Raw genomic sequence first — 26,909 nt, 5'->3', positions numbered from 1 at the left:
TGGAATGCTTGCAATGCCTCGGACAAAAACAAAATGAAGAGAACCATCGATTAATGATGGAAGTTTGTTAAAGATGAGGTTTTTCAGGGACGACTTGTTAATCTGCGCTTAGTCTGCGTTAGTCTGCGTTAATCTGACAACGATATTGCAACATTGAATCTGCAACATCGTGCTGCCGCATCGGTTGACTCATCTCTCGCCTGTATCATGACTTATGCTACGGTCGTCCCCTTGATTTTCTTGACACCAAATAAATAATATGCTAATAAGTTAGCTATCTTTCTTTGTGAAGAAAATCAGGATGAGAGGGAGCGGCAATGCGAGTTCTTAAAGAAAAAGACAGAATTCTATATGACAAACTGGTTCGTCTTGCGGGCGGTAACTCGGGGATTGTAATTGAGGTTCTTTCCAACCCGCATAGATCTTCCGTCGACCTGAGAACGGCTATCAGAGAAATTGAAGAACTACGTAATCGCCAAAGTCGCCAAAGCCACGAACCCGCTTCTTCCATTTCCCAGGCAGCGACTGCTTAAAACTTTGAACGAGCCCGGGGCGCGCTGCGCGTCGAAGCTTATTCAACAATTCCCCCATTCCTGACCACTCATGTCCATTGCCTGGGCAACAGTTGTAATCGTTGTCCTGCTGCTGCCCGGATTTGCCTTTTTCTGGGGACTTTACGCCCCGAACCAGGTGACACGAGAAGTATCCCCCGCCAGTCCGCTGGCACAGCTGGCCGGTGTCGTCGTCATCAGCTTCTTTGTGCATGCGTTTGCCTATTTAGTCATCAACACAAAGCTTTGCACGGGCCCAAATTTCTTTTTGGAACCGCCCTGCGTCGATTTCGATGAGCTTTCCGCCCTGCTCCGCATCGACGCCTTCACGCAATCGGGTGCTGGCCCTCACGTATTCCAGCACATGCTTGACCGGTACGTTGCGTGGATTCTCTTCTACTTCCTGGCGACGGGCTCCCTAACGGGATTGATCGGGTTCGGAGCCGGTAAGCTGATTGAAAACGGCTATCTTCGCGGGTTCACGCGCCACCGGTATTTGTTCATGCTGGAGAGAGGAAGAAAAAAGAAGGCATCCGAACTCGTGCGGGCACACGTTTTATCCCGTACCCAGAATTCGAATAATGTCGTTTTCTATGATGGGATAGTGCAGGATTTTTTTGCGAAGGCAGACGGCACGATCAGCTATATTGTCCTGCATGATGCAAACACTTCGGCAATAGAGATAACCGCGAGCGGCGCCACACATTCCCCAACATCGATTCCTCTCGACATCGGCGGCGGAGGCCGTGGAATAAAGCCTTTTCTGGTTATCACCAGCGATGATATAGCGAATGTATATTTCGAACCGCTCAACACTGTAAGAATCGAGAGTGGCGTTGATACGGATATTCTGGACAGAGCCATCGACGAACTGGAACACTTGAGGAATCAGAATCACTTCGAAGCGGCAGAATGAGTTCCGGGAGGCAGAATGAGTTCCGGAAACTTGGGTACCCGGAATCTTACCTTTCGCACCCGTAGTCAAGGGTTGCGAAAGATATAACTGTTCCAGCGCAAGACGGTCGAAAAAAGATGCGTGTCCTGCTCATTAAAAGGTCCGCCACCCTTTAAATCAAGTGTTTTGCTGCCTCTGGCTTTGTACCTCCAGACTTCGGAACGCACTCGCTACAGCGACCATAAAGAATAAGATCATAACTCTCGACGATGAAATCGGCGGGCGCCGGAAGATTGTTATTCTTGATCCTCTCATGGATATCAAAAACCTTGCTGCATGAACTGCACTTGAAGTGGTAATGCTTCCCTAGCCTTGTAAGCTCGTAGCGGTCCGCCTCGCCGGGAAGTTTCACCGGCACGATCCAGCCTTCGGTGATCAAATCCTTCAGCGTCCGGTAAACCGTCGCAATACTCAGCGACGGCACGACGGCCTGCCCCTCTACTAGAATTTCCTGTGTCGAAAGTGGCCGCCCGACTTCTGTAATCACACCAAGAATGGCATTGCGCTGCCGGGTATTACGCTCCATGCATCTTATCCCGATAAAAAGAAATATAAGTGGCGGTAGAGGTTGAATGCCTGAGTTTAACGCCGCCGAAAAATCCCTTGAGCAATAATCAGCCTTGACCATATGCTATTGATAAACTATTATCAATAGCGCGATTCCCCGGTATAAGCTCGGCTTATGCATTGGCAACGACACGACTACAATTTTATCTTACACCTACACATGGAGAAAGTATGCTTTCCAACGCGTTATATGTCGGCTTGGCTGGCTGGGCGGTTATGATGGTTTCCTTCAATGTCTCGGCATCATCACGGCATGATGAAGGTATCGGCTTCTACATCGGTTACGATGGGCTAGCAACTATCGCTTCAGGCACTTATGCCGGGTTGCCCAATCCCAACGCGGACCATCTCACTCTATTGCTCGATCACGGCGAGCATTTTCACGGTATCGGCGCCTACAGCTACAGCGGGCAGGCATCTGCCCCCAATGTACTGCCTACCAATGCGAACAATCGTGTTCCGGAAATTTCCTCCCTCGAAAGTCCCTTGCCACTTGAAATGGGCAGCGGACTCTACGATGGAACATTGCGCAGCGCCGTTGGCAGTTCGGAATACAGCCATCTCGGCATTGCGTCGATCCAATCTCTCTCGGGCCACGCTTCGGGAAGCATGGAGGACATCCTGTTTCAGAGCAGCAGTAATCGCTGGTCGGGACCGTTGAACAATGTGGAGCTTGGCCTCAGGCTTGTTGAGAGCACGGAGGGGTTGCATGTGGGAACCGAAGCGACAAAGGATATCTATGGCACCGATGATGTATTCAACCTGGGCATGAGTAATAACTTCGAGTTCAAGCCGATCTACTGGGTCGACGCATCCGCTCCTGGCGGCATCTATTCTGCGACTTTTGAGCTGCTGAATACGGAAACAGGCTCGTCCATTAAGGATTCGGGTACTTTCCATCTGGATTTTGCTGTTTCGCCGATTCCGGAACCAAGCACCTACGCCATGCTTCTCGCAGGCCTGTTCTTTGTGACGTGGGCAGCGCGCAGGCCCCGGACAAGAGCGACAGAGTTTCATCAGCGTGCCAACCATGATGAGTGAGATTGTAATGACAACAGTGGAAAAACGTTTGCCGGTGACGGTACTCTCGGGATTTCTCGGCGCAGGCAAGACGACCTTGCTTAATCACGTTCTAGCCAATCGCGAGGGATTGCGCGTAGCGGTAATCGTAAACGACATGAGCGAAGTGAATATCGATGCGTCGCTCATCGAAAGAGGCGCCCAAAACGCAGATGCCGCTTTATCGCGCACAGAAGAAAGATTGGTGGAAATGAGCAACGGCTGCATCTGTTGCACCTTGCGCGAGGATTTGCTCACAGAAGTACGCAAGCTCTGCGCCGAGGGTCGTTTCGATTATCTCCTGATCGAATCGACCGGAATCGGCGAACCGATGCCTGTCGCAGCAACATTTGATTTCCGGGATGAGGAAGGCAATTCGCTCAGCGATATCGCCCGGATAGACACTATGGTCACTGTGGTCGATGGAGTGAACCTTTTGCGGGATTTCTCCAGCGAAGATCTACTGGCCCAGCGCGGCGAAGTGGCGGGTGATGAAGACAATCGATCTTTGGCTGGCCTATTGACGGAGCAGATCGAATTCGCGGACGTAATCGTGATAAGCAAGATAGATCAGGTAACACCAAGCCAACTCAATGAAGTCATGGGCGTGATCAAGGCCTTGAATCCGGAAGCGGAAATAACGTACGCCAGGCATGGCGATGTTCCGTTGAACGAAATCCTCAATACAGGCCGGTTCGACCTAGATCGTGCCAGCAAGATGGCGGGTTGGTTTAAAGAGCTTGCCGGAGAACATACGCCGGAAACAGAGGAATTCGGCATTGCCAGTTTCGTCTTGCGCTTGCATGCACCATTGCATCCCCAACGTTTTGCAGCCTTTATCGAGCGTCCGCTACGGGGGATCCTGAGGGCAAAAGGCTATATATGGCTGGCAAGCCGTCCCGAATGGGCAATCTCCTATTCGCGCTGCGGCAACATCGCCAATGTGGAGCCCGTGGGGCGTTGGTGGGCGGCGGTGCCAAAAGAGCGCTGGCCAGCGGAAGGAAGCGAAGAGCGTGCATCGATAGAGCAGAACTGGCGACAGCCATACGGAGACAGAATCAATGAAGTCGTCTTCATTGGTCGCGATATGGATCGGGATTTGATAAAAAAAGCTTTTTCCGAATGCCAGCTTCGGTCTTATGAAATCCGCAAGGGCCTGGATTACTGGCAGAAGCTGCCAGACCAGTTTCCGGAGTGGGTTGCGGCGGCAGCGCTCGCGGAAGAGGCAGTGGAAAACATATGAGTGCGATAATTCCACAGGCTTTCGATAAGTGGCGGCAGTGTGTTGAGCACGACTGCGGGCTTCCACTTACTCAGGAATTCATTCAAAAGCGATTAACCGTATTTCGTCAGCCACGGCATGAGGAAACACTCCGCTTCATTCATCATTATGGAGAAACGGACTTGAAAAGAATCCTGGATTATCAGCGTGCGTTTAACAAGCTTTTTAAATAATGGGCCGTACGAGGCTGATGGAACCAATGGAAGTTCGCATGCTCGCATACGCCCAGCTTGGCTTAACTATGATATGTCATGAAAACTAAGTACTCCTCTTTTGTGGAGCACGCCATTCGCGAGGTCCCGTCCGGGGAGTACATGTGCCCGGCACAATTGGAATTCTTTCGTTTCCGGCTTGAAGATGAGCGGCGCATGTTGCTGGACAGCGCCAAAGGCACGCTCGAGCAGATGCAGGCTATTGTTTCGGAGTGGGATTCAAACGACCGGGCAAGTATGGAGGAGAAATTTTCCCTTGAGTTTCGAGTGAGGGACCGCGAGCGTAAATTGCTCAAGAAAATCGAAGACGCCCTCCTGAGTATCGAGGATGGGACGTATGGCTGGTGCGTGGAAACCGGGGAGCCCATCGGCATCGCGCGCCTTTTGGCGAGATCGACGGCGTCGCTCTGCCTTGAAGCACAAGAGCGTCACGAACGTTACGAGCGAAGTTATCGAATCTAGTGTCCAGGGAAGGTGGCGCAATCGACGATGAATGATGAACTCGCTTGCATTGGGATGGGTGGTCCAAATCTGCTGCAGGATAGTCGCGAGGCCAGCTTGGCTCAAGCGATGGATAAGCATGCCGAGCCTTCTCAAGCATCATCGCAAGATCAAATATCTCATCCGTATGCATGCACTACGGCTGAGCCCGTTGAACTGATACGGATATTTCATCCGCTTATCCAGGTTGTCCGGTGGCGGCGGCAGGCTGATCCTGGTATGGAGGCTTACTTGCAGCAGACGCCGGTAGATAGCCATTTAAGAAATGGTTTTCGTACCGTTATTCAGGCTGGGGAGAGCCTGGAGCTTGATTTCTTGCCAGACCTTCCGGGCCGACGAGCGATGGCTCAGGATATTTCGCTTATTACTGATATTTACTCTGAGCTTCTTGGTTGCGATGAAATCGCCCTACGCCTGGAAGTTTCCAGCAAAGCCATGTGCCCACGTTTTCACGTGGATCGCACAGGCATCCGTCTCATTTGCACCTATCGTGGACAGGGAACAGAATGGATAGACGACAAGTGGGTTGATCGTAGTAAGCTCGGGCAAGGATCGCTGGGTCTTGCCGATGATGCGTCTGGCTTGTTCGATGCCAGAACCACGGTTGAGGCAGCCTCACCATTCGACGTCTTGCTCTTGAAGGGCTCGTTGTGGCAGGAGAACATTCGAAAAGGTGCAATCCATCGTTCACCCTCCGTCATTGCCGGGAGCGGACTGCGCATTCTCCTTGTGATGGATGCACTCTGGACTTGATAAAATAAGCCTGACTTCTCCCCCGAAGCTTTCCGATCCATTCAACGGTCGCTGATCGTACGAGTGGGCGCTGCCGCTCTCCGCTTCCGCCTTTATGTACGAAAACGAACGGACGAGCGGCTCAACTACCTATACTATCCAGGCTTTGATATTCGCCCCTATGAAAGACGGGGCAATATCCCCATGGAACGAATCAGGAGCTGATAATGGAAAAGGAACCGTTGATCAAGTTAACCTGGCGCGGCCATGAAACGATCGAATCGATACCGCCGTTGCTGAGTGATGCGCGGCAAATAGAAATTATCCTGCCAACCAACTATAACCACTCTTTGTTTTGCGCGCTTCATCCTGGCGAGCCTCCAGCTCAGTTGGAAGAAATTAATACTTCGGGTGGCCCGGAGCTTCTCGCTGCCATCGCGACCGTCAAAGGACTGGAAGAGTTTATCGCACTCGCAAGAGCGCTGACCACAGCGCACATCGAGGTGCATGTCGTCAGTCCACCCAGTGTGATCATCAAGCCCGTCAAGCATCCCGACGCATAATGGCGCATTCCGCCATCCTGAAGCCAGGCGTTAACTGTTGGCGCATCGAACATGCCGATCGGGCCGCATTTCTTGTGGATGGGGCTGAATTTTTTCGGGCTTTTCGTGAAACAGTAAAACAGGCACAGCGTTCGGTATTGATCATTGCCTGGGATATCGACAGCCGCATCGATCTTGTTCGGGAAGGCAAACCCGACGGACTGCCGGTGAATTTGAGTGCTTTCCTCAATTGTATGGTCCAGCGCAATAGCAAACTCCATATCCATGTGCTGGACTGGGACTTCACCATGATCTTCGCGCCCGTGCGGGAGTGGATGCCGCTTTACAAGCAGGAATGGAACGGCCATCGGCGATTGCACTTTTTCCTTGACGATCAGCATCCAACGGGCGCGTGCCATCACCAGAAAATTGTCGTGGTGGATGACCAAGTGGCGTTTGTGGGCGGGTTGGACCTGACAACCGGTCGCTGGGATACGCCCGAGCATCGGCCTGAGGATCCGCGCCGGCGCGATCTGGAAGCAGAACCGGTACCACAGCCCTATCATGATATTCAGATGATAGTTCGCGGCCCTGTTGCAGCCCTGCTGGGAGATATCGCGCGCGAGCGATGGTTTCGCGCAACCGGGCAGAAGCTGGCTGCTCCGGAGCGCCGGGCCGGCGCCAGCTACTGGCCTGGCTACCTGGCGCCGGATGTGGAAAACATCCAGGTCGCCATTGCCCGTACTATTCCAAGATATAAAAACACCGCAGAGGTGCGCGAGGTGGAACAGCTTCTGCTCGATGCCATCGCCGCTGCCCGGAATACAATCTATATTGAAGCCCAATACTTCACGGCGGACAAGATCGGCGCCGCGCTGGCAAAACGCCTGGAAGAACAAGACGGCCCCGAAATCGTCGTGGTGTTGCCTGAACATACGGATGGCTGGTTGTCGCAGAACACGATGGATGTCCTTCGGGAACGCTTGTTCAGGCGGCTGAAGGCGTCAGACCATCAGGACCGTTTCCGCCTGTACTACCCGTGTATACCCAAGCTTGATGGGAAATGCGTCAATGTACATTCCAAAATGATCATCATTGACGATCAACTGGCACGCGTAGGCTCGGCGAATCTCAACAACCGCTCGATGGGGCTTGATACCGAATGCGATCTCGTGCTTGAGGCAAAAGGCGAAACGCACGTTCAGCACGCTATCGCGGCTTTCCGCAACCGCCTGTTGGGGGAGCATCTCGGCGTGGAGCCCAGCGAGATCGCTGCACGCCTGGCGCAAGACGACTCCCTGATCCGTGCCATCGAGTCACTTCGCGGTTCAGCGCGTACCTTACTTCCGTTGCCGCTTCGCGTAACGGCCGAGATGGATGCTTTGGTGCCGGATGCCCAGGTTATCGATCCGGACCAGCCTATGGACGCCGACCAACTAATCGACGAGTATGTGCCTGGGGAAGAACGCGAACCCGCCCGCTATCATATCTACCTGGTCGCATTCATCCTCGCATCCATTCTGGGATTAACCACCCTATGGCACTGGTCGCCGCTTCGGGAGTGGGTTAACGTAGAAACATTGGTAGGCTTGGCCGCCGAATTCGAGCAAGCCCGCGGTGCCCCATTATTTGCGCTTGGCGTTTTCCTCATCGGCGGCCTGATTGTGTTTCCGCTTACGGTACTTATTATTGCTTGCGTCCTGGTGTTTGGCCCATGGCAGGGTTTTCTTTATTCGCTGATCGGCGCGTTGTTGAGTGCAATGTCAACCTACGCGCTGGGCCATTTGCTGGGCCGTAATACCGTACGCCGGTTTGCCGGCAAAAAGATTCGGGAACTGAACAGGCGGCTGGCTTATCGGGGAATCATGACTATCATTATCGTTCGCATCGTTCCACTCGCGCCGTTTTCGGTCATCAATATGATTGCCGGGGCCTCGCAAATTCGCTTCCGCGATTTTGTCTTCGGCAGCGCCATTGGATTGCTGCCGGGGATGGCAGGAATATCCTTATTTACAGATCGGCTGGCTGCCACGATCCAACAACCTGATTTACCGGCCTTTGCGGTCTTGGCAACAGTTGTCGCTATCATTATCGTCAGCGGCTGGACATTCTGGCGGTGGGAAGAACGCAAGCGAAACTCCCGATTGAGAGCGCACGCCGATTGAAGAATACCTGACGTGGGTTTGCAGCCCGGCAAAAACACTGTGATATTAAATAACAGCGCGGCAGCTTGCCCGTACTGCTATTCTTCATGATAGAAAGTTTATTCTTTAATCTTTACGTAATTTATGCCCCTTACGCTGGTTACATACAACATACATGCCTGTGTCGGCACAGATGGCCGCTTCGAACCTGCACGCATCGCAGGCGTGATTCGTGAGCTGGACGCAGATGTCGTGGCGCTGCAGGAAGTGGACCACCGTCACGTCGAAGGTTATGACCTCCTGGATTACCTGGCTGTGAAAACCGGCTTAACCGCCATTGCCGGCCCTACCCTGCTGCGTGAATCCCGGCATTATGGAAATGCGATATTGACAAAACTCCCCATTTTGACAGTGAATCGCGTGGACCTGACCCTTCCCGGCCGGGAACCGCGTGGAGCGCTCGATGTGACTCTCGACGGTAAAGAACGGCATGTGCAAGTGGTCGCGACCCATCTCGGACTTAAACCATGGGAAAGACGCCAGCAGGTGCGTCAACTGCTCAAGTTGTTCGACATCGATTCCAGAGATATTTATGTGCTGCTGGGTGATTTAAACGAATGGTTTCTTTGGGGACGTCCCCTGCGCTGGCTGCACGGCCACTTCAGATCCACCCCCCACGTAGCGACCTACCCGTCGCGCAAACCTTTCATGGCCCTGGACCGGCTTTGGGTGCACCCGCGTCGCCGGCTCGCAAAATTGGAGGTCCACGCCAGCAGCCTTGCGCGGATTGCGTCCGACCACCTTCCCTTGAAAGGTACTATTGAAATTTAACTCGCGAAGATGGAGAGATTTCACCTCATCCTCGAGTTTTCTTGTGCTTTATATCGCGGTGCTACAGTCTCGTTATCAGCCTGCTTCGGAATTCTAATAGTTGAATTCGGGAATTGGCGCGATTGGGATACATAGCCTCAGCGGGTCATCAGGAAATGGCTCTTCTCAGAGGTATACCGTGGACACCGTGCAAATACTTGAATAATTGAATAATTGATTGCTCTCACTCCGCGATGGCAGGCTCTCACATGGCCCGAACTTGCAGTACTTTTGGACTACGTGTACAACCGCACAGATCGCTTGCGGGGGGAAGTACATCATTTTAAAAGAGGTACGATTTGGTGCTGTGTTCACTCAGCCTGTATAGGTAAAACGCGGACAAATTTTCTCTCACGGTCGAGCGAGTCTTCCGCCAGTTCAAGGATCAGGCCAGGTAGAGCTCGCGAATGAAAAAAACTTTCGGAACGGTGATGGTGCGGCATCTACTTGGAGGAAATTAAAATGTTAAAAAAACTTGTAACGATCGCTGCGGTTACCGCAGGCGGACTCATGCTGTCAAAAAAAATCAGGAACTCTCGCGGTTCTGGAAACACGTCGATGATGGAAGATTCGATCGAGGTTAATTTGCCGATAAGCACGGTATACAATCAATGGACCCAGTTCGAGGATTTTCCCCACTTTATGAAAGGAGTATGCGAAGTACGGCAAATTGATGACACGCATTTGCACTGGCGCGCAAAAATTGGCGGTAAAGAAACGCAATGGGACGCTGAGATCACAGAGCAAGTGCCGGAAACGCGAATTGCCTGGCGCAGCACGAGCGGCGCTAAAAACGAAGGCGTCGTCAAGTTCTACAAGATATCCGATTCGATAACCCGGATCGTGCTGCAAATGGATTACGGTCCCAAGGGTATTATTGAAGAGATTGGCGATGCGTTGGGGCTGGTAAAGATGAGAACGAGCGGAGATCTCAAGCGTTTCAAGGAATTTCTTGAAAACCGCGGGAAAGAAACGGGAGAGTGGCGCGGCTCCGTCGCCCAACACTAGCATTCCAGACAAGCCCCTGAGTTCACTTACGGGGCCGGAAGCGGCTTTCCCTGGGCAGGATGGTCGGAAGGCAAAGAGGTGGAGATACGCATCCGCCGACTCTTGACCACGAAATTGCAAAGTAGCTCGCCAAGTAGCGCGCGCAGTAACACGTCTTTGCTACTTCAATCCGTACCACCTTTCATGGTGTTCATCCCGGTAGCGCTACCCCTTTTTCACGGCGTTCCTCAGGTAACCTCCTCACATATCTCCAGGGCGGGCAGAAGCGCTCCACTGGCAACAGCTGGTGCAAATTCCGCAGTAGAGTTTTCATGGTAGAGTTCATTGCTCAGTTTATTACTCGACCTATCAAAGCAGGGGATCAACATGAGAAATCTGCTCTTTTTGGCTGTTGGGCTGGCCGGTTCCGCATTTTCCGCTGAACAAAAGATCGGCATCGACGATGCGCAAATCGCTCACGTCCTGGTCAGCGCCAACGATGTGACTGTCGAGGCCAGCCAGCTGGCAGGGCTTAAATCATCCAGCGAGGAAGTCAAGGCGCTCGCTCATCAAGTTGCATATGAGCACTCGAACGTGAATCAGGCGGTCGCCGAGTTGACAACCAGGCTTGAGCTGGCCTCCCGGCATAGCCCGATCAGTCAGGAGCTGAAGGCCGATGGTGAAAACCGCCTTGCCGGGCTGAAAAGTGCATCTGACGACGAATTTGACAAGGCATACATCGACCAGGTAGTCGCTTTTCACCAGAACCTGCTCGATTTGATTGACAATACACTGATGCCCAACGTCAAGAATCAGGAACTGGCAGCGCTATTATTCGGCTTATTCGCGCCCCTGTCCGACCATCTCGAGCGCGCCCAGCAGATTCAGAAATAGCAGAATAAAGCTTGGGCTTGGGCTTGGGCTTGGGCTTGGGCAATCCCAAGCTTATCCACTGCATGAACTCTCATGCTCGGCCTTCAATTACGAGAGCATCTTGAACCAGGCGGATGAATACAGCACATCCTGAGCAAGATCAGAAGATCTCTTACCAGCAAGAGATTGAGAACGTATTGATCGTGCTCGCCACAGACGCGCAGCGCGGCTTGAGCGAGGGGGAAGCGCGGGCGCGGCTCGATAGATATGGGAAGAACGAGCTGGAGGCCGAAAAACCTGTTCCCCGGTGGAAGAAATTCCTCGCCCAATTTCAAAATGTACTGGTTATGCTGCTGCTGATTGCAACGGCGATCTCCACGGGATTGTGGCTGTACGAACGCGAATCGGCGTGGCCCTATGAAGCGACCGCCATATTCGCGGTCGTGTTGCTGAACGCGCTCATGGGCTACATACAGGAATCACGAGCGGAGGAAGCGGTAGCTGCGCTACGCCAGATGTCGGCGGCGCACGCACATATTATCCGCGATAGCGCCCAGCGAAGCATTCCTGCAGCCGATCTCGTGCCCGGCGACATCATTCTCGTCGAGGAGGGCGATACCATTCCCGCGGACGCCCGGCTGATCGAGTCCGCTGCACTCCAGACGGCGGAGGCGGCGCTCACCGGCGAAAGCCTGCCTGCATCAAAAGACACGCTTACGATTAGGGAAGATGTCGAACTCGGCGACCGCCACAACATGATCTTCAGCGGTACCGCAGTTGCTTCCGGGCACGGGCGTGCGGTGGTCGTGGCAACGGGAATGCAAACCCAGATGGGGCACATTGCCGGGATGCTGGAAAATACGCCGGCAGAGATAACACCGCTACAAAAAGAACTGGCGCACGTGGGCAAACTGCTGGGAATCATCGTTGTCGTTATCGCCATTGTGATGATAGCGGCCATTATCACTGTCGAAAATGTAAGCGGCGCCGCGGCTCTTTTCGACGTGCTTATCCTTGGGGTAGCGCTGGCTGTCGCGGCAATACCCGAAGGTCTGCCTGCGGTGGTAACCGCCGTCCTATCCCTCGGCGTACAGCGCATGGCCGCCAGGAATGCCATTGTCCGCCACCTCCCGGCCGTCGAAACACTCGGCTCGGCAACTGTCATCGCCTCCGATAAAACAGGTACGTTGACCAAAAACGAAATGACCGTGCGTACCATCGTCACCGCAAGTGGGCGTATGTCCGTGGGCGGCGTGGGCTATGCACCGGAAGGAAAGGTAGGCCAAGTGGGTCCGCATGAAGATGAAGAGCCTGGCCCATACGAAAACAGAATGATTGAGGGCGTACTGCGAAACGAACTGGAACAAGCGCTTACCATCGCCGACCGCGCTAATAATGCCGCTTTACAAGAGCATGATGGGCACTGGAGCGTACACGGGGATCCCACGGAGGGAGCGCTCATCGTAGCGGCGCGTAAAGCAGGGCTGGAAGATGGGGTGCTCAATGCGCGTTTTGAACGTGTTGCCGAAATACCCTTCTCATCCGAGCGCAAGCTGATGACGACAATTCATACAGACGACCTAAGGCGGGAGCAGCTGATCGTCTTCACCAAAGGCGCGCCGGACCTGCTGCTTGGGCGCTGCTCTTATGAGCTTGTGGGAAGCGAGACAAAAGCTTTGGCGCCGGATCGCCGTGCAGCGATCAGGAAAATGAATGAAGAGCTTGCGGGCGAAGCCTTACGCACGCTCGGGGTTGCTTTCCGCTTGTTGCCGCCCGACGCTTTCCAGATCGATGATGTGGACGAACGCGTCGAGCAAGACCTCGTGTTCGCCGGACTGATCGGCATGATCGATCCACCGCGTGAAGAAGCAAAGGAAGCCGTCGCCCGCGCAAAGAGGGCCGGGATACGCCCGATAATGATAACCGGGGACCATCCGGTCACCGCGGGGGTTATCGCGGCCGACCTTGGCATAGCGGGAAATGCGCGGGCCGTTACCGGCGCCCAGCTTGAGAGGCTATCGGACGATGCTCTAGACGAGACAATAAAAGAGGTATCGGTTTACGCGCGCGTCAGCCCCGAGCACAAGCTGCGCATCGTAAAAGCGTTGCAGCGAGGCGGTGCGGTCGTGGCGATGACTGGAGATGGCGTAAACGACGCGCCTGCCTTGAAGACTGCCGATATCGGCATAGCAATGGGCATCATGGGGACCGATGTTTCCAAGGCTGCTGCCGACATGGTACTTACGGACGACAACTTCGCTTCAATCGTTGCGGCTGTCGAAGAAGGACGCGCCATTTTTTCCAACATCAGAAAGTTCTTGCGCTATCTTCTGTCGTCGAATATCGGTGAAGTGTTCACCATGTTTTTCGGTGTGCTGCTGATGGATGTCATCGGGCTGAAGGCCGAGGGGCAAACTATCGCGCTCCCGTTGCTGGCGACGCAACTCCTGTGGATCAACCTTGTGACGGATGGCGCACCCGCTCTCGCCCTTGGCGTCGACCCCGCTGACGCCGGCGTAATGCGCAAGACGCCCCGGCCGAAAGGCGAAGGCGTCATCACGTCCCGGATGTGGTTTGGCATCCTGTTCACTGGCATCGTGATGGCAAGCGGTACCCTGCTGGTGCTCGATGCCAGCTTGCCCGGCGGGTTCATGGACGGTTCGGGCAGCATGCGCTACGCGCAGACCATGGCGTTTACAACCCTGGTGATGTTTTCCCTCTTCACCGTTTTCAATGCCCGATCCGACGAGCAAAGCGCATTCGTCGGGCTATTCACCAATAAATGGCTGTGGGCCGCTGTTATGCTGGCGCTCGTGTTACAAGTGGCAGTGGTTTACATACCCGTTCTGCAACAGGCGTTTTCCACCGTAAGCCTGAGCTTTGGAGATTGGCTGCTTTGCACGGCCGTGGCAAGCTCAGTGCTGTGGCTGCGTGAACTCAGCAAACTGATACTGCGCGTGGCAAGGCGTAGTCGTGGTTAACAGTTTGATTATCTACAAGACCGCTTCGCTGTTTGACCTATCGGCAATTTCTCGCCCCGCTTGATGGACTATGCCGGCAGCTATGCGCGTCATCGAACAGACAGCCGCACGTGAAAATTTATAATCATTGCCTTATCGATGCTGTTCACTATTCCGCTGGCGACGCTATTCCCGCAGTCGGGCTCATAGTCAGCCAAGTCACTTCAGGTGATGGGGAATGAATTTGGTACGTTATGACGAACAAAACAATCAGGGGGAATAAATATGTCTGAATTAGTTGTAGTGGGCTTTGAAAATGCCGAGGAAGCCGATCGTGTACTGTTGAGGCTCAGCAGGTTAAAAAAAGAATACCTCCTGGATCTCGAGGACGCGGTGGTCGTCGTTCGCGATGACGAGGGCAAGGTCCATCTCAAACAAAGCATTAATCTCGCTACTGCCGGCGCGACGTCTGGTTTTCTTTCCGGCGGCCTGTGGGGCACGCTGGTCGGATTGCTATTCCTTAACCCGTTTGCCGGATTCGTGCTCGGCGGTGCTATTGGCGTCGGAGCGGGGGCACTGTCAGGCTCCCTAATCGATTATGGCATCAATGATGACTTCATCAAGTCATTGGGCAGCACCATTCCGAATAACTCGTCGGCGCTTTTCATTCTTGTGCGCAAGGCACAACCGGAAAAAGTCCTGGCTGAACTCTCCGGCGTTACCGGGAAGGTACTACGTACATCCCTGTCTCCTGATCAGGAGAGAAAGCTTCAGGAAGCACTGGCGGGCTCAACAGGGGCAGCCAAAACATAGCCTTTTGAATTTTAGCCGGGAGCCGATCTGGGTCCCGGCGCAATGAACGCATGTTCATAATATCTTGCTCGTCGCCCGAAAGCTGTTTATACAGCATCCAGGTAATGCGTTTAACCCATGCACGGAAGAAGTCAGGGGCTTGGCCGACTTTTTTATAAACTGCACTCCCTGGGGTTATCGATAAGGTTATATTTCGCCTGGCAGTCAAGACCCGGCGATCAAAGCATGGATTTGGCCTGGTCGAGTATCTTGTTGCATACTTTCTTGATCGCCTTGGCCTTCAGGCCAGCCATACTCAAATCAACGCTCTGGCCGCCACTGCCAGTAAGGAGGCCATTCACGCCGTTGATATAGTCGGGGTTGTTCTGGGCTGGCTGATCCTCGCTACCGGAAAGTTTTCCCATCAACTGATCCTTGACGGGAGCGGCATTTTCATCGCTCAGGTAATTATTCTTGACGCAGTATTCGATAACCCCTGCGGCATTGCCAGTACTTCCTGCCATTATGGATGACAACGACCCCAGGGAAGAGGCTGCGCCGCCGATATCGCTCCCGCCCATGATGCCTTTCAACTGACCCAAGTTTTGCGCTGCAACGGAACCGGAGAATATCGCTATTGCAATGCTGCCGCCTAATAACAAGGGATGACGCCTGGAAATATTCATTCGACTTTCCTCCGGAATGTTAACAAACTGCTGTGATGAGGCGCATCATGGTGCCGGCAAATTCCGCAAGACCGCGATCTGGCGGTACCAGCGGGCAAGAACGGCTTCCGGCTCGTGCAGGGAAAAAGTCAAGCCGGACTCCACGTCTGCATAACGCGACAAATGCTTGTGTATGCGCTGTACCTGTCCTTCGAAAATAGCGAGCGCAACGCCAGCAGCTTTACTCTCACCCAGCTTTCGCATTTTCATCCTTATTTCACACATGCCGCGGTCGAGCGGCATGGTCAGCGTCGAGCGGCCGTCATGAGCCATATTGGTGGCAGTACCCGCACTCGGGAAGATAATGAGTCGGATATGTCCGTCCGGCAGCACTAGTATCTCACCGGCGCTGAGCAGGGCGACGTGAGGCCAGCCGTCCGAATCCACAGTAAAGAGCTGGAGAGCAACATTTTTGGTGGCCAGGTCTTCCCCATTCAAATAGATGGAAATTTCATGGGGAATGTCAACCCGCGATATTTCAGTTGGCGGCAGGTAAAGCGGGTTGGCTTCGCTCATGGTGGTTTCGTCCGCACTGATCAGGTCACAACTTGGAACTTAAACCTAGCACAGGCTCAATCCATCGTCAACGTAGATATCGGATATTGTGATACGGCGAAGTACGAAGTATATGGCGAACGCAGGATGCGATTGCGTAACGGCTACGGGAAGCCGCAAAGATTAAAAAAGCCAATCCTGTTTTTCAAACCAGGCCATTGCAACGTTCGCTCTGGGTTAGAGCGACTGGAGCTGATAAAATGTTTGTAAAGCTGGATCTGCCACAAGGCAATCATTTATTTCGGGATAAGCGGAGCAAGGCTTTATTAAAGCGACTAGAATCTGGCGGATGACGCCTCTCAATTGAATCCGGAGTACCGAATCTAATGGTCGCATCACCCAAACAGAGACTTATCGTAGGCATAAGCGGCGCTACCGGGATCATTTATGCGGTGCGAGCCCTCAAAGTGCTTCGTACCATCGGCATCGAAACACATCTGATCGTCAGCCGTGCCGCCGACCTGACGCGGGCGTACGAAACCGATCTCAGCAGGGAGGAACTGGCCGCCATGGCCGATTATGCGTACAACATCAAGGACGTGGCAGCCCCGATCTCATCAGGCTCGTTTCAGACGATGGGAATGCTCATTGCCCCGGCATCGATGCGGTCGGTCGGTGAAATAGCCACAGGCGTTACCTCCTCGCTCCTGACGCGCGCTGCCGACGTCGTACTCAAGGAACGGCGTCGATTAGTGCTGATGGTCCGCGAGGCACCGCTGAACCTGATTCATCTGCGCAACATGGCAACCATTACAGAGGCCGGTGGAATCATCTTTCCCCCCGTGCCCGCGTTCTACTCAAGGCCCAACACACTGGAAGAGGTGATCGATCAATCCGTCGGGCGGGCTCTCGACCAGTTTGGCATCCATACGGATATATTCCCGCGATGGGGAGAAGGCCTCCGCAACAAAATGACTCGCCAAAACGAGTAACACCATATAGCTACCTATCCGATATCTCATCCACCCCTCCCTAACATCGTCAGGCTCATGAATATTTCCCGGCTTTAGTTCCCCTGTCGAGCCTCAATCGAGGTTGTCCCCCCTCCTCCAGCTTTCTTCGTTTGCCCAGTAAAGAGTCGTCGGTGGGATTTATTGTTGACTAAGCCACTGCCTCCCCTCCGTACAAGGCTCTGTGACGAAGCCTTAAGCGCACGGGTGAGAACGCCCTAAGGCTTGCAGGGAAACACGATACGAATGGGAAAAGAAATTCCTGAATAAGTTGCTTATGTGCGCTGGCGCGCAGAAAACCACAATGAGTCAGGGGAGAATTGATGACAAGTGGACGCGGCTATCCAGCTTCGCGTTATTCCATCAATAACCCGATATTCAAGGAAACGAAATGAACAATATCATCTGGTGGGTAGGCTTCATTGTTATTCTTCTCGCTGTATTGAGTTTCGTCGGGCTGCGTTAAGGAAAAATACCTCGGTGTACTTGTGTACGCCGAGGGGAATTCCTTGTTCTCGAAGACATGGTCAGCGGACAAAGGCGGAAGGATCACGCTGTCAGCAAAAGCGGACTCTGACCTGTCAATGTAGCCGACGGAACCGCTGGCCGGCCCGGCCTTCGTGCCGGGGCTCCACCAGGCGCTTACCACGGGCTATACGTCAAGAGCATAAAACGGGGTCCCGCCCCTCCCCCTTCTCTTTTACGCCTCATTCACCCACAGCATCATCACGACTGATTCCCAGGACAATAAACACCTGCATAAATTCCCGGTCATGAGGGAGGGCAATCGTATACTTGTCAAATAGCACAAGGCAGAGTCAGTTGGGACTGGGGAGGGTGGGCACCGTTCTGACCCCTTCGCTTGACGTCCCCCACTTGGCGTTGGCTTTCACGTTATTTTCCGCGCGGCTCGCGTTCACGCAATTGGGGGTTGCGTCAATGCTGCGCGGACTGTTCTTGCATTCATTCAGCTTCGCAGCACGCTCGGGGTCATTTGCTTCATACCAGTCAACCGGGCGGACTTCTTCCTGCGGCTGATGGGTTTCACAACCCATCAGCGTCATTAGCAATAGCGCCCCCACTGCCATGGAAACAGCCGTCACTGTCTTTTTTGTATTCATGATTTTCGCTCTTTAATATGCGCATTAACAATTCAGACTCGTGCTCTCGGAGGATGCGTAAGCATAGGGCCTGCTCTACTTTTCCTGCACCAGGAACACAAACACATCCTTGATCGTGTAGCTGGCAGGTGGATGGAGGCTGAAAACCGGGCTTATCGGGATCAACGATGAGCCCGGTTTTGCCCTACCCCATCCTTTGTCATCAGGACAACATCCGATAAGGCCGGGGGCAGCGACGACCGGAGGTCTTGTCTATTTCATTTTGAGCATTACATGACACAAATTGTTGCTCTGTGCGCTAGCGAACCTATAGGTGAAGATGCGGTTGGGCTTACATAACCGCGCCGCCAGCTACGCCATCTCGCCAACCATCGGGCTCCGCAACAAATCACGACTCTCCATTTCTTTTCGCAAGATATCCATGGCCTGGTTATGGATCATATCCAGCGCGTCATAGCCCCGGTTGCGCAACGATGCTGCCTTGAGCATCCCGCACGCCATCGATTTTCTGAGTTCGCGCAAACCTGATTTTTCCCCGCAGTAGGTGCGGATTATTTGTTCCGTGCCTCTTCGGCTGTGCATCCCCGTGCCAAAATTTGCGGTCAGGTGGCGCACCAGCAAATCAAAACCGCTCGCTTCCCTGCCGAATTGCACGCTTATGTAAGCCATGTGCAACGCGGGCAATATGCGTTCGCACAGCCCGAGTATCAATGCAGCTTGAGCGTGCCGGTCGTACGCGGTCAGCTCGCCATTGGCGCCCTCCCCGCCCCCATCGGTTCCACGCATGGCATTCACGGACGAGATTTTCACGATCGGCCTGCTGCAGGTTTCATAAGCCCATCCGAGGGCGTGCTGCGGATCATTAAATTTCATTGTCATATTCCTTCTGGTTGATATAACGCACAATGTTTCCCATGCTTCCGCCCTTTCCCGCAATATTTCGTATGTTGCGACGCAAGAAAGATAGTTTCTTCATATCGACAGCCATGACACGACTGCGCCTGCCTGCGAGCGGCAACCTCTTCGGGATTTCCATATTCCCAGCGCTCGAGATTCACGGAGGCGTTGCCTGCCCTGGTCGCCCTGGTTGCCCTGGTCGCGCTGGTCGCGCTGGTCGTTACGCTGGCGCTATTCATTTTCCGCCGCTCCGATGTACCGGATGTTCCTCATGCACCTCGAAGTTGCGATATTTCGGGTATTTCTCCTTGTATCCATTTGTTTTTACCTTCTCCATGTTTAATTATGACTTCACAAACTTCCGTTGCCCCTTTCTCGACACCGTACCGATCAACCGGCCTTTCTTTCATATTTCGCCTGCCCATTTCGGCTATGCAATCCTTCTCCAATAGCCTCGTCCAGACCATCGCTCATGCGTTTCAAACCCAGCGCCGGCTGATCCGCTCCTCCGTGCAGCACCTGCTTAGCCAACTGCTCGTTCCCGATCAACAGCGGCCGGTCATTGCGGAAACCCTTCAGGTTGTTATGGGCTGCCGCGATGCCGATTAGTGTCGCCGGGTAGTGCGGACGCTCGCTGCGTGAACAGAAGCCCCGGTAACGGTTCTCGAATTCCTTTGCCACAAACGGCCATTCATCTTCGGCTTTGGTTCCAAGCGCAATCCAGCCGCCCATGTCATGGATCACCCGGTGGATCAGCGCGTCATCGAACACCACGTCGCAATAAGTTCCTGCCTGCCGCACGGCCTGATCGACCTTGGCCCAGGCTCTCAGCGCGGCATCCTGCGTCGAGCCTTGCAACATGCGGATGATGTCAGCGGGTTTGGGCGCGAACTGTCCCGCGTCCGGATTCGCCAGATGCCGGTTAAAAGCATCCACAATCGCGGCCAGGTCATACCTCTTGAGCGCCGTCCACCATACATCCAGCGCAAAAGTGGATACGCTTTTGCCATAAAACCCCATTACCCCGGCAATTCCCTCGTGAAATTTCTGAAAATCATCAGTTTGCATGCTGGGTATCCCCTGATTGCGGCTCTCCAGCTTCTGCCAGCCTCAACTCCGGCGGCAGCCATCCTTTCGTCGCAGCCCTGTTCGATGATTCGAGCAATTCCTGCCTGTTTGGCATCCTCCCCTGATGCAAGACCAGTTTTGCGGCCTCTTCGCGCTGGCGCTTTACCGTACCTATGACGTAAGCAAAATTCTCCTTTCCCTTTGCAATGGCGTTTTTCGCCGCCTGCACAAACTCATCCTCCACCGCGCCCGCCTGCAATAACGCAAGCAACGTCGGATGATGAGGATTGCTGCCTTGCACCCCATGCCGGGCCAAAGCCTTGCAACAAACCCCCGCCGCGCCCGGTGGCGCTGAACTTCGGCTTTCAGCTTCAATGGGTTGGATGGGGCTGGAATAGACGTCGGAAATAACCGGGGAAGTCACACCAGATGCGATGTCGGATACACGCACCTGCTCTTCTGGCGAGTAAATAGTTCGTGTAGAACTACAGTCTCTATCTAGATGGGGTTGGTGCTGGTGTTGGTGTTGGTGAGCTTTGCCATCGGGCTCCCCAACGGGTATTGCGGCGGTTATATTGCCGCAACCCGTGGATAACCCATCGGGTATGCTTCGGGTTTCCTGCCGGGTTTGCTGGAAGGATTCTTTTGGCGGACGGCCGCCTTTTTTGCCGTTGATACGTGCCGCCTCTATTTTAGGCCGGGCCTTGGCGATCTCGCGGTCGGCACGATGGTTATGGCGCAATCCATCCATCTCTGAAACAGGAAAAAACTGATCGGCAACCACCTTCACGGCGTGCTGCTCAAGCCGGGTCATTGCCCTGCAAACCCTGTAGAGGCTGGATAACTCCTTGGGCAAGGGCTTTTCTACGCTAAAGTAAGTATCGAGCAGCATCGTGTAAGCCCCGTGCTCCGCCAAAGACAAGTGTGCTGTGTCCCGCTGATAGTCGCCGCAATATCGTTCGTAATAATTCACGAAATAACTCCATTTATTCGCTGTAACTGAATATGAATCCGGTAATTCGGCTGGTCGGATCGCATAATGAAACCTTTTTTAATTGGCGATCTCCAATAGAAGGCATTATTACAAGTTTAACTTGTTCAGTCAAGTTATTCTTGTAAGCAGATTGCAAGAGTTGCTTGTATTATGAATGCATGGATATTGCGAAAATAATTCGGGAGGGGCGTGAAAAGCTTAACTTGAACCAGTCCCAGCTGGCTGATCTGGTTGGCGTATCGCCGCAGGCTGTTCAGCAATGGGAGGCGGGCGCAACCCAGCCGCGCGGAAAAAGATTGAACAAGATTGCGCAGATACTCAAGCTGTCGCCAACGGTGACGCATTTCGGAGCGCCCTCGGAGACGCCGGCGGCGCCTGGAGGAAAACCGCATGGTGAACGCAGGGGCACAAGAGCCGGCCCACCCGCCAAAGCGGATCCTGAAAAACGCAACTCGGATCATGATCCGCTTATCGATCAAGTTATTGAAGCAATGCGGCGCATGTCGAAAGAAGACGCTGCCCGCCTGGTAACAATAAGCAAGGCCCTTGTCGGCGAAGGGTCTGTGGAAAGGGCGGAGGCTATGCCCGACCTGAAGCCATTGCCTGTTCCCGATCTAGCTGCTCATCCGTCACCCGCTTTTCCTCCGCGTCGGATGTCCCCGGCAGGAACAAAGGGTCGGGGAAAGACGGCAGTCAGATAGAAGGCTGCACGATCGGCATCAACTGGACAGGCGGAAATTTGACAGGCGCCGAGGCTAGCAGCCTGTCGGACTTGAAGAATCTCAGCTAAAAAGAGACTGGGTGAGGGACAGATTTTTAAGGATTTTGAAGGCCAATAGTTATTCTATTGGGCGAGAAAGCGGCGAAATATGAATCGGCCAGACGTTTTTGCAGCCGATTTCCCTTAAATCCGACGAGCTGCTGGTAAGCTGCCGAAGAGAAGCCAGAGAATAATAAACAACGATAGTGCAACCAACCTAACCAAGACCATAACAATATGAAATCCTCCAACGGTATTTTCCCCTACGACACCATAGAGATGCTGTTCGCTTTTCATGTTTCGGAAAAGGCTCGCGCCAAACGAGAGAAATATATTATGCAATTCCCTCCACAATTGCGTGAAGTGGAAAAGCGTAGCTATACGCTCGAGCGAGCGGTAAAGGAAATTCTTGCGGATGTGGCCGAAGTCGCCTTGCTCATCAAGGAATTGGAGAGCTAGCACGTCCGGGCTCTTCCACGCGGAGGGCTCTTTTACGTGGATGCTCTTCCACTTACCGCGTAACACTTTTTAAAATAATTATTTGTATCTTTCGGAGTGTACTATGAAACCCGCTATTGTCGCCCTGCTCAGCATATTAGTCCTTTCTTCATGCGTCTCGGGGCCAAAAATGAACCGCCTGCATGAAGGCATGACAAAATCCGAGGTCCTGAGCGCTGTCGGTAGCCCCGATGGCTACCAGCGCAGCGGCGAGTATGAAGTATTGCTCTACGTTGACCGGAACACCACCCCCTGGACTTTTTTTGGGGGTTATTATCGCGATGTCTCGGATTATTCAGTCATTTTACAAGACGGCCAGGTAGTGGAGTATGGCCCAGGACGTACGCATCAGCGCGACTCCGAGGTGTCGCCTTTCGTAAGAATACCAAGCCGATAAGCTCCGTTTAGTCAAATCCGCAATCCCTCAGTTCGAAACTTGTAGCGCGGGCAAAGCGCTACAAGTTCTCCTTGACAATTACAAGATTAACTTGTAATATGCTCTCCGTGCTGCAACACCTCAGTTTGTTTGGTCCAGGTGTTTGCAGCATCCGCGAAACAGACGTGTAGCCCGATCCGGCATAGCCTCGATCCAGTAAGCCCCCGGCGGCGTGGAAAGACAAGCGGTCGCGTGAAGGAAACGCACAAAGAAATGTCCAGGCTGTGCCTGGCGCGGAATTGAGCCCGATTTGAAAGGGCAAACAACGTAAGCACGAGGAAAAGCGCGATGATGGAAAACGGGGCCGGGCGTTGGACGAACTGGATGGAGACATGGACCGAACACCGCCCGGCTCCCCTTGATCTCTCAGATAGCGAAATACTGGACTGGTTAGGCGAATACTGCGACCAGGCAATTTATAACCGCCCCACCCCGCAATATGGAGGCGGCTTCACCTTGTATTGCGACGAGATCAAGACAAAGGGCCCGACCCTGCGCGAAGCGGTTTGCCTTGCGGCGGCGAAGTGGAATGAGGTTAATAAATAAGCAGCCACAGCGGCTACAGATATTCTGTAGATTGCGCGCTAACATAAAGAGCCTGTAGCGCAACGATGGTGTTTTTAGCACATAGCACAAAAAAAATTAATGGCTAAGCGCATGAAATGGCGGCGCTTCCGCAGCCCTCTTATTCCCTATAGCTGATTTGAGACAGAAAACCTTCGCTTGGGGAGGCGATCACTTCCGGCTCTCTTGAAGCAACGATGGGGGGCGGGGGCGTTCCGAACCGCTTCCTGCGGGCTGCGCGTTCAACCACTGTGATGAATACATAATCCGGCTTGAAGGTTTCCACCAAACGAGCAAACAACTCAGGGTGCGCCTCATCATAATGCAGTTGCAGTGTTTCGGTGAAAGTGGCAGCCATAAAGGGTGACATCGCCGTCCCGAAAGAATCGCGTAACCACAATACTCTCTTCTCATTCAAGGCGTGTTTCGATTTAACGAGTAATGGACGCCGCGCGGTATGAATTTGAGGGTTGCCCCCGGATCGCTTGAGGCTGCCCGTATCGAAATCGTAATGCTCGGTTTCGATAGCGCGATCACTGATAATCCTGATGACCACCTCTGTATCTCGCAACGTTTCCTTCAATCTCAGGAATTTCGCCAAATCCCCTCCCTGGCGCTCAGTCACCATGAAACGACGTATCGGTTGCTCGGTAAGCCGCCGCAACCCTTCCTCGGAGCGAGCAATTTCGGTTTCGAAAGCGCTAAAAGCCACCCAGGCGCCAAGGCTGTTCCAATGCGTGTCTGTTTTGTAGTAGAGCGATTCGGGAAACTGAGACTTTGCGGCTCGCAAGGCCATTCTGGTGTCGACATAGAGCCCCTCGCTGACATTGGCCAGCAACATATCCGTTGCAGAGTGGGCAGCAGGCTGCGCCCAGTCCGGCAGGAACTCGGGATAGATCGTCCCCTTGTCGGGGCCCAGCATGACCCGAAACATGCTGACGCCTTTTTGATTCAGCCACTGGCTCCAGGATTCGGTCGCACTCCCTATCAACCCGGCTATTTGCGCGTCCTTGGCCGTTGTCCCGTGACGTCCCTGGGCGACGGTTTTGTTGTACTGCTCCCCGAGATAAAGCCAGTCTTCTTTTCCGATGAACACCTGGCTCGGGTTAGTGGAAATCCCATGGGGATAAGAAAAACGGCTCAGCAAAGCCAATGCAAAATCGAAATTGTAGAGTACGGATTCGCTCCACCATTCCTGCCCCTCATTCTTCTGCCCGTTCAGCATGCTCAGGTTGATCACGGGCACCACCGCCAATGCAAGCAGGGCAACACAAATGAACATTAAAACTCTTTTTTTCATGCGGGGGCCGCTTAGAAAGCGCTTAGAAATTGAAGTAAAGAAATATCGAGCTCGTCGTTACCATCGTGCAATACATGGCAACGCAAAACAACAGCAGCGCGCCCGATAGTTTTGCGGTTCCATAGCCGTCCGCCATCAACTCGAAGGAGTTCTTCCGGCTGATGATTCCCAGTGTAAGCAGGATCGCTGTGAAGCAGAATACGTTCGCGGCCAGACCGGCAGGCAGCCACCTCAGGAGATGGTCGGAAAACCAGCCGCCCCAAACCAGCCCACTGGTTTGCACGTCCATTGCAGAAAAATGAAGGAGCGATCCCACGTCCGCCATTCCACGTATAACTCTTAGCGCATCTTCCAGGGTATTGGCGCGAAAGAAAATCCAGGTAAAATTGATGAAGTTGAATGTCAACAGCCATGCCAATGCCTTGGGCATCCGCAGGCCCGACCCGCTCCATGCGCGATGCAGAACAAGTGCAACACCGTGAAACGCGCCCCACAACACGAACATCCAGCTTGCGCCGTGCCAGAGCCCGCCCAATATGAAGGTCCCCATCAGGTTCAGGTAAACCCGGGGCGTGGAGCAACGATTGCCGCCGAGCGGAATATAGAGGTAATCACGCAGGTAGCGGCTGAGCGTGATGTGCCACCTTCGCCAGAAATCCTGGATATCCAGTGCCTGGTAAGGAGAATTGAAATTGATGGGCAACCAGATGTTGAACAGCAATGCCGCCCCGAACGCCATGTCACAGTAGCCGCTGAAATCGAAATAAAGCTGAAAGGTATAGGAAAGGCTGGCTCCCCAGGCACTGAAAAAATCAAGCGATGTTTCGCCATCGAACCCGGCATTTGCCCAGATTGCAAAGGTATCCGCGATGACCACCTTTTTGAACAAGCCGATGCTGAAAATGAACAGTCCGAGGGCAATATTGCGGTAGCGCACCGCCAGGTTCCAGCGCGATTTGAACTGTGTCATCATCTCATGGTGATGCAGGATGGGACCTGCTATCAAATGAGGAAAGAAGGTGACAAACAGTGCGTAATTCAGGAAATCATATTCCCTGGCTTCGCCGCGATAGCTGTCGACGAGATAGGCGATTTGCGTGAATGTAAAGAAACTGATGCCCAGCGGCAGCAAAATGTCGGGCAAGGCAAGGCCAACATTGAAAGCGGCATTGATATTGTCTGTCAGAAAGTTGGCGTACTTGAAATATCCAAGCAACCCAAGGTTTGCGGCAATTCCGCCAGCCAGAGCAAGACGGGGCGGGAACCTCGAATATCCTGCCGCAGAGTTCGAAGAAAGATGGGTGCCGACAGCGAAGTTGAATAATATGGACCCGACGAGAATCGGCAGGTAGGCTATGTTCCAATACGCATAGAAAAAAAGGCTTACCGCCACCAGCCACGCCTTGCCTGCAAGAACAAGACGCATTCGATTCAGCGCGAAGTAACCGAGGAACGCGATCGGTAGAAACAGCAGAATGAACGTCGGGGAGCTAAAAATCATCTGTGTGTCACTCTTCCATGGATTAGCCGGGCACGTTTTATTGCACAGGCGTTTTTACAGGCGATCCCACGCTCGCCTGTACCTCATCAATCTTCTTCCGGGCCGAGTTGCGCTAGCGGAGCTCCTTCCAGCTTCGCCTTGAAAAATAACGCCTCGGCCATCATAAAAAAATTCTGACGCGGGTAGGTGCTGCCGGACCAGGCCCGGCGAATGTCTACCGTACAATGGAGCGAGAAGTTGTTAACTCCTGTCTGTGTCTTGCAATATTCGGATACGCTGCCACTAAAGTACCAAATACCAACCCTGATATAAACCGAACCAGCGCGGAATGGGCAAGCGGCATGAAAAGTGAGGCTGGCTAATAGGGCTGAATCAGGCTGCGCGCCACCCCCGCAGCTTATTCTGCCCTGCCGGAAAATTATACGCCTTTGAAGCCCGACGTCGAGGGGCTATTCTAAAATATGCCTCTGCACCCTTCTCAGTGCTTTTGATGGGTTGCGCTACGCTCCACCC

At 53.5% G+C, this 26,909-nt stretch carries 28 protein-coding genes; 18 read left to right on the top strand and 10 right to left on the bottom strand.

The window, feature by feature from the left end:
• Nucleotides 1-603: 603 nt before the first annotated feature.
• Nucleotides 604-1,467, top strand: a complete 864-nt coding sequence (locus BLS94_RS05075; protein WP_090958198.1) for a hypothetical protein — start codon at nucleotides 604-606, stop codon at nucleotides 1,465-1,467.
• 151 nt (nucleotides 1,468-1,618) lie between these two features.
• Here the strand turns inward: BLS94_RS05075 and BLS94_RS05070 are convergent, their stop codons facing one another.
• Nucleotides 1,619-2,032 (bottom strand): Fur family transcriptional regulator, encoded by a 414-nt coding sequence (locus BLS94_RS05070; protein ID WP_090958194.1) that lies wholly within the window; start codon nucleotides 2,030-2,032, stop codon nucleotides 1,619-1,621.
• Nucleotides 2,033-2,244: 212 nt separating this feature from the next.
• Here BLS94_RS05070 and BLS94_RS05065 point away from each other — a divergent pair, with 212 nt between their 5' ends.
• From BLS94_RS05065 to BLS94_RS05010, 12 genes are all read left to right on the top strand, one after another.
• Complete coding sequence (locus tag BLS94_RS05065) at nucleotides 2,245-3,114, top strand: all3515 family Zur-repressed PEP-CTERM protein (protein WP_090958192.1); 870 nt, start codon at nucleotides 2,245-2,247, stop codon at nucleotides 3,112-3,114.
• Nucleotides 3,104-4,375, top strand: a complete 1,272-nt coding sequence (locus tag BLS94_RS05060) for a GTP-binding protein (RefSeq protein ID WP_371130224.1) — start codon at nucleotides 3,104-3,106, stop codon at nucleotides 4,373-4,375. The genes BLS94_RS05065 and BLS94_RS05060 overlap by 11 nt, the downstream gene beginning before the upstream one ends.
• On the top strand, nucleotides 4,372-4,587 hold the full coding sequence (locus tag BLS94_RS05055) for a hypothetical protein (protein ID WP_090958188.1): 216 nt from the start codon (nucleotides 4,372-4,374) through the stop codon (nucleotides 4,585-4,587). The genes BLS94_RS05060 and BLS94_RS05055 overlap by 4 nt, the downstream gene beginning before the upstream one ends.
• Before the next feature lie 78 nt (nucleotides 4,588-4,665).
• Nucleotides 4,666-5,088, top strand: a complete 423-nt coding sequence (dksA, locus tag BLS94_RS05050; RefSeq protein ID WP_090958186.1) for an RNA polymerase-binding protein DksA — start codon at nucleotides 4,666-4,668, stop codon at nucleotides 5,086-5,088.
• Nucleotides 5,089-5,115: 27 nt separating this feature from the next.
• Nucleotides 5,116-5,880 (top strand): DUF1826 domain-containing protein, encoded by a 765-nt coding sequence (locus BLS94_RS05045; RefSeq protein ID WP_218124742.1) that lies wholly within the window; start codon nucleotides 5,116-5,118, stop codon nucleotides 5,878-5,880.
• A gap of 206 nt (nucleotides 5,881-6,086) precedes the next feature.
• Entirely contained in the window at nucleotides 6,087-6,422 is a 336-nt protein-coding gene (locus BLS94_RS05040) for a hypothetical protein (protein WP_072767642.1), read from the top strand.
• Nucleotides 6,422-8,566 carry a VTT domain-containing protein gene (locus BLS94_RS05035; protein ID WP_090958184.1) on the top strand — a complete coding sequence of 715 codons (2,145 nt, stop codon included), beginning with the start codon at nucleotides 6,422-6,424 and terminating at the stop codon, nucleotides 8,564-8,566. Before BLS94_RS05040 ends, BLS94_RS05035 begins: the two co-directional genes overlap by 1 nt.
• A gap of 123 nt (nucleotides 8,567-8,689) precedes the next feature.
• Nucleotides 8,690-9,376: an endonuclease/exonuclease/phosphatase family protein gene (locus tag BLS94_RS05030; protein ID WP_090958182.1), complete on the top strand. Its 687-nt coding sequence runs from the start codon at nucleotides 8,690-8,692 to the stop codon at nucleotides 9,374-9,376.
• Nucleotides 9,377-9,877: 501 nt separating this feature from the next.
• A complete protein-coding gene (locus tag BLS94_RS05025; RefSeq protein WP_090958180.1) occupies nucleotides 9,878-10,423 on the top strand; it encodes an SRPBCC family protein in 546 nt (181 codons plus the stop codon).
• Between the two features lie 366 nt (nucleotides 10,424-10,789).
• Nucleotides 10,790-11,296, top strand: coding sequence for a DUF4142 domain-containing protein (locus BLS94_RS05020; RefSeq protein WP_072767645.1), 507 nt, complete (start codon nucleotides 10,790-10,792; stop codon nucleotides 11,294-11,296).
• A gap of 113 nt (nucleotides 11,297-11,409) precedes the next feature.
• The gene (locus tag BLS94_RS05015; protein WP_090958178.1) at nucleotides 11,410-14,256 is read left to right on the top strand and encodes a cation-translocating P-type ATPase; all 2,847 of its coding nucleotides are present in this window, start codon (nucleotides 11,410-11,412) and stop codon (nucleotides 14,254-14,256) included.
• A 264-nt stretch (nucleotides 14,257-14,520) separates the two neighbouring features.
• The gene (locus BLS94_RS05010) at nucleotides 14,521-15,048 is read left to right on the top strand and encodes a DUF1269 domain-containing protein (protein ID WP_090958176.1); all 528 of its coding nucleotides are present in this window, start codon (nucleotides 14,521-14,523) and stop codon (nucleotides 15,046-15,048) included.
• A gap of 218 nt (nucleotides 15,049-15,266) precedes the next feature.
• Here BLS94_RS05010 and BLS94_RS05005 read toward each other — a convergent pair whose 3' ends face one another.
• Both BLS94_RS05005 and BLS94_RS05000 read right to left on the bottom strand, forming a co-directional pair.
• Complete coding sequence (locus tag BLS94_RS05005; protein ID WP_090958174.1) at nucleotides 15,267-15,713, bottom strand: YjjA family protein; 447 nt, start codon at nucleotides 15,711-15,713, stop codon at nucleotides 15,267-15,269.
• Nucleotides 15,714-15,758: 45 nt separating this feature from the next.
• Nucleotides 15,759-16,268, bottom strand: coding sequence for a hypothetical protein (locus BLS94_RS05000; RefSeq protein ID WP_090958172.1), 510 nt, complete (start codon nucleotides 16,266-16,268; stop codon nucleotides 15,759-15,761).
• A gap of 365 nt (nucleotides 16,269-16,633) precedes the next feature.
• Between BLS94_RS05000 and BLS94_RS04995 the strand changes: the two genes are divergently transcribed.
• Nucleotides 16,634-17,239, top strand: coding sequence for a UbiX family flavin prenyltransferase (locus BLS94_RS04995; RefSeq protein WP_090958171.1), 606 nt, complete (start codon nucleotides 16,634-16,636; stop codon nucleotides 17,237-17,239).
• Between the two features lie 373 nt (nucleotides 17,240-17,612).
• Here BLS94_RS04995 and BLS94_RS04990 read toward each other — a convergent pair whose 3' ends face one another.
• From BLS94_RS04990 to BLS94_RS04970, 5 genes are all read right to left on the bottom strand, one after another.
• A complete protein-coding gene (locus tag BLS94_RS04990) occupies nucleotides 17,613-17,906 on the bottom strand; it encodes a hypothetical protein (RefSeq protein WP_090958169.1) in 294 nt (97 codons plus the stop codon).
• A gap of 169 nt (nucleotides 17,907-18,075) precedes the next feature.
• Nucleotides 18,076-18,378: an EexN family lipoprotein gene (locus tag BLS94_RS04985; protein ID WP_083569934.1), complete on the bottom strand. Its 303-nt coding sequence runs from the start codon at nucleotides 18,376-18,378 to the stop codon at nucleotides 18,076-18,078.
• Between the two features lie 351 nt (nucleotides 18,379-18,729).
• Nucleotides 18,730-19,251 (bottom strand): hypothetical protein, encoded by a 522-nt coding sequence (locus BLS94_RS04980; RefSeq protein ID WP_072767654.1) that lies wholly within the window; start codon nucleotides 19,249-19,251, stop codon nucleotides 18,730-18,732.
• Nucleotides 19,252-19,665: 414 nt separating this feature from the next.
• Nucleotides 19,666-20,343, bottom strand: coding sequence for a DUF6475 domain-containing protein (locus BLS94_RS04975; RefSeq protein ID WP_090958167.1), 678 nt, complete (start codon nucleotides 20,341-20,343; stop codon nucleotides 19,666-19,668).
• Nucleotides 20,333-21,316, bottom strand: coding sequence for a YdaU family protein (locus BLS94_RS04970; RefSeq protein ID WP_176767800.1), 984 nt, complete (start codon nucleotides 21,314-21,316; stop codon nucleotides 20,333-20,335). The genes BLS94_RS04975 and BLS94_RS04970 overlap by 11 nt, the downstream gene beginning before the upstream one ends.
• A gap of 179 nt (nucleotides 21,317-21,495) precedes the next feature.
• On the opposite strand from BLS94_RS04970, the gene BLS94_RS04965 reads away from it, so the two are divergent.
• The 4 genes from BLS94_RS04965 (at nucleotide 21,496) to BLS94_RS04950 (ending at nucleotide 23,577) form a co-directional block, all read left to right on the top strand.
• Complete coding sequence (locus BLS94_RS04965; RefSeq protein ID WP_176767799.1) at nucleotides 21,496-22,038, top strand: helix-turn-helix domain-containing protein; 543 nt, start codon at nucleotides 21,496-21,498, stop codon at nucleotides 22,036-22,038.
• Between the two features lie 296 nt (nucleotides 22,039-22,334).
• On the top strand, nucleotides 22,335-22,556 hold the full coding sequence (locus BLS94_RS04960) for a hypothetical protein (RefSeq protein WP_090958161.1): 222 nt from the start codon (nucleotides 22,335-22,337) through the stop codon (nucleotides 22,554-22,556).
• A 103-nt stretch (nucleotides 22,557-22,659) separates the two neighbouring features.
• Nucleotides 22,660-22,992: a hypothetical protein gene (locus BLS94_RS04955; protein ID WP_090958159.1), complete on the top strand. Its 333-nt coding sequence runs from the start codon at nucleotides 22,660-22,662 to the stop codon at nucleotides 22,990-22,992.
• Nucleotides 22,993-23,319: 327 nt separating this feature from the next.
• Nucleotides 23,320-23,577: a hypothetical protein gene (locus BLS94_RS04950; RefSeq protein ID WP_090958156.1), complete on the top strand. Its 258-nt coding sequence runs from the start codon at nucleotides 23,320-23,322 to the stop codon at nucleotides 23,575-23,577.
• Between the two features lie 139 nt (nucleotides 23,578-23,716).
• Here BLS94_RS04950 and BLS94_RS04945 read toward each other — a convergent pair whose 3' ends face one another.
• Together BLS94_RS04945 and BLS94_RS04940 are read right to left on the bottom strand one after the other, a co-directional pair.
• On the bottom strand, nucleotides 23,717-24,895 hold the full coding sequence (locus tag BLS94_RS04945; RefSeq protein ID WP_090958154.1) for an alginate O-acetyltransferase AlgX-related protein: 1,179 nt from the start codon (nucleotides 24,893-24,895) through the stop codon (nucleotides 23,717-23,719).
• Nucleotides 24,896-24,917: 22 nt separating this feature from the next.
• The gene (locus BLS94_RS04940; RefSeq protein ID WP_305367562.1) at nucleotides 24,918-26,321 is read right to left on the bottom strand and encodes an MBOAT family O-acyltransferase; all 1,404 of its coding nucleotides are present in this window, start codon (nucleotides 26,319-26,321) and stop codon (nucleotides 24,918-24,920) included.
• Nucleotides 26,322-26,909: the final 588 nt, after the last annotated feature.

Origin of the sequence: Nitrosospira sp. Nsp18, assembly GCF_900103145.1 — a bacterium.
GTDB lineage: Bacteria > Pseudomonadota > Gammaproteobacteria > Burkholderiales > Nitrosomonadaceae > Nitrosospira.
The sequence above is the reverse complement of the archived record's forward strand: the minus strand, read 5'-3'. Positions and strand labels throughout refer to the sequence as shown.

Bases quoted from the DNA above. Each gene is read 5' to 3' on its own strand.
- BLS94_RS04945 (WP_090958154.1), bottom strand. From the start codon at position 24,895: ATGAAAAAAAGAGTTTTAATGTTCATTTGTGTTGCCCTGCTTGCATTG.
- BLS94_RS05020 (WP_072767645.1), top strand. From the start codon at position 10,790: ATGAGAAATCTGCTCTTTTTGGCTGTTGGGCTGGCCGGTTCCGCATTT.
- BLS94_RS04975 (WP_090958167.1), bottom strand. From the start codon at position 20,343: ATGCAAACTGATGATTTTCAGAAATTTCACGAGGGAATTGCCGGGGTA.
- BLS94_RS04960 (WP_090958161.1), top strand. From the start codon at position 22,335: ATGAAATCCTCCAACGGTATTTTCCCCTACGACACCATAGAGATGCTG.
- BLS94_RS05005 (WP_090958174.1), bottom strand. From the start codon at position 15,713: ATGAATATTTCCAGGCGTCATCCCTTGTTATTAGGCGGCAGCATTGCA.
- BLS94_RS04985 (WP_083569934.1), bottom strand. From the start codon at position 18,378: ATGAATACAAAAAAGACAGTGACGGCTGTTTCCATGGCAGTGGGGGCG.
- BLS94_RS05035 (WP_090958184.1), top strand. From the start codon at position 6,422: ATGGCGCATTCCGCCATCCTGAAGCCAGGCGTTAACTGTTGGCGCATC.
- BLS94_RS05000 (WP_090958172.1), bottom strand. From the start codon at position 16,268: ATGAGCGAAGCCAACCCGCTTTACCTGCCGCCAACTGAAATATCGCGG.
- BLS94_RS04995 (WP_090958171.1), top strand. From the start codon at position 16,634: ATGGTCGCATCACCCAAACAGAGACTTATCGTAGGCATAAGCGGCGCT.
- dksA (WP_090958186.1), top strand. From the start codon at position 4,666: ATGAAAACTAAGTACTCCTCTTTTGTGGAGCACGCCATTCGCGAGGTC.
- BLS94_RS05070 (WP_090958194.1), bottom strand. From the start codon at position 2,032: ATGGAGCGTAATACCCGGCAGCGCAATGCCATTCTTGGTGTGATTACA.
- BLS94_RS04980 (WP_072767654.1), bottom strand. From the start codon at position 19,251: ATGAAATTTAATGATCCGCAGCACGCCCTCGGATGGGCTTATGAAACC.
- BLS94_RS05045 (WP_218124742.1), top strand. From the start codon at position 5,116: ATGAATGATGAACTCGCTTGCATTGGGATGGGTGGTCCAAATCTGCTG.
- BLS94_RS05010 (WP_090958176.1), top strand. From the start codon at position 14,521: ATGTCTGAATTAGTTGTAGTGGGCTTTGAAAATGCCGAGGAAGCCGAT.
- BLS94_RS05055 (WP_090958188.1), top strand. From the start codon at position 4,372: ATGAGTGCGATAATTCCACAGGCTTTCGATAAGTGGCGGCAGTGTGTT.
- BLS94_RS04965 (WP_176767799.1), top strand. From the start codon at position 21,496: ATGGATATTGCGAAAATAATTCGGGAGGGGCGTGAAAAGCTTAACTTG.
- BLS94_RS05030 (WP_090958182.1), top strand. From the start codon at position 8,690: ATGCCCCTTACGCTGGTTACATACAACATACATGCCTGTGTCGGCACA.
- BLS94_RS04955 (WP_090958159.1), top strand. From the start codon at position 22,660: ATGAAACCCGCTATTGTCGCCCTGCTCAGCATATTAGTCCTTTCTTCA.
- BLS94_RS04940 (WP_305367562.1), bottom strand. From the start codon at position 26,321: ATGCGTCTTGTTCTTGCAGGCAAGGCGTGGCTGGTGGCGGTAAGCCTT.
- BLS94_RS05040 (WP_072767642.1), top strand. From the start codon at position 6,087: ATGGAAAAGGAACCGTTGATCAAGTTAACCTGGCGCGGCCATGAAACG.
- BLS94_RS05015 (WP_090958178.1), top strand. From the start codon at position 11,410: ATGAATACAGCACATCCTGAGCAAGATCAGAAGATCTCTTACCAGCAA.
- BLS94_RS05075 (WP_090958198.1), top strand. From the start codon at position 604: ATGTCCATTGCCTGGGCAACAGTTGTAATCGTTGTCCTGCTGCTGCCC.
- BLS94_RS05065 (WP_090958192.1), top strand. From the start codon at position 2,245: ATGCTTTCCAACGCGTTATATGTCGGCTTGGCTGGCTGGGCGGTTATG.
- BLS94_RS05025 (WP_090958180.1), top strand. From the start codon at position 9,878: ATGTTAAAAAAACTTGTAACGATCGCTGCGGTTACCGCAGGCGGACTC.
- BLS94_RS04950 (WP_090958156.1), top strand. From the start codon at position 23,320: ATGATGGAAAACGGGGCCGGGCGTTGGACGAACTGGATGGAGACATGG.
- BLS94_RS05060 (WP_371130224.1), top strand. From the start codon at position 3,104: ATGATGAGTGAGATTGTAATGACAACAGTGGAAAAACGTTTGCCGGTG.